Source organism: Halobacillus sp. BBL2006, assembly GCF_000786645.1.
In the GTDB taxonomy this organism is placed as follows: domain Bacteria; phylum Bacillota; class Bacilli; order Bacillales; family Halobacillaceae; genus Halobacillus.
Genome location: NZ_JRNX01000953.1, coordinates 1 through 1,162, shown reverse-complemented (window position 1 = coordinate 1,162; position 1,162 = coordinate 1). Strand labels below are relative to the sequence as shown.

Genomic DNA, 1,162 nt, shown 5'->3' with positions numbered 1-1,162 from the left:
AGTGGTGTAGACGAAATACGTAAATTTGGTGATGACCACGGCTACCCGCTGATGATTAAAGCAGCGATGGGCGGTGGGGGAAGAGGCATGCGTGTTGTAAGAAGCGCAGATACCCTTGAAGATTCCTATGACCGCGCACGTTCGGAAGCAAGAGCTGCTTTTGGAAGTGATGATGTATATGTTGAGAAATTGATTGAAGAGCCTAAACATATAGAAGTTCAAATTATCGGAGATCATGATGGAAACATCGTCCATCTTTATGAAAGGGACTGTTCTGTCCAGCGACGTCACCAGAAAGTGGTTGAAGTTGCTCCAAGTGTTTCTCTCTCTGATAACTTAAGAGAAGAAATTTGTGCAGCCGCTGTTAAGTTGATGGAAAATGTGAACTATTTAAACGCAGGGACCGTAGAATTTCTGGTAACTGGAGATGAGTTCTATTTCATTGAAGTGAACCCGCGGGTTCAGGTGGAACATACAATTACAGAAATGATTACCGGTGTAGATATTGTCCAGACTCAGATTTTGATTGCGGACGGGCATGGATTACATAATGCACCGGTTAACATTCCTGAACAAAAGGAAATAAAAACTCACGGTTATGCAATTCAATCTCGTGTCACAACGGAAGACCCGCTGAACAACTTTATGCCTGATACCGGAAAAATTATGGCCTATCGTACGGGTGGAGGATTTGGAGTCCGTCTGGACGCAGGAAATGGTTTCCAGGGTGCGGTGATCTCTCCATACTATGATTCATTATTAGTCAAATTGTCTACGTGGGCGCTCAGCTTCGACCAGGCTGCACATAAGATGGTAAGAAACTTGAAGGAGTTCCGTATTCGAGGAATTAAAACGAATATTCCATTTTTAGAGAACGTCATCCAGCATAAACAATTTATATCTGGTGAATATAATACGACTTTTATAGACCGTTCTCCTGAGTTGTTCGTATTTCCTAAGCGGAAAGACCGTGGAACGAAGATGCTGACGTATATCGCTGACCGCACCATTAATGGATTTGAGGGATATGGAAACAGGAAAAAACCGACATATTCACGGGCTCGTATGCCGGAAGTAAAACATTCCAAGCCAATTCCAAGAGGTACCAAACAAATATTAGACGAGCAGGGACCAGAGGGGCTTGCGAAGTGGCTAAAAGAGC

1 protein-coding gene is annotated in these 1,162 nt (G+C 43.5%); it reads left to right on the top strand.

The features are described 5' to 3' along the window. A partial coding sequence (locus LD39_RS21345; protein ID WP_035553791.1) for an ATP-grasp domain-containing protein occupies positions 1-1,162 on the top strand: 1,162 nt, incomplete at both ends.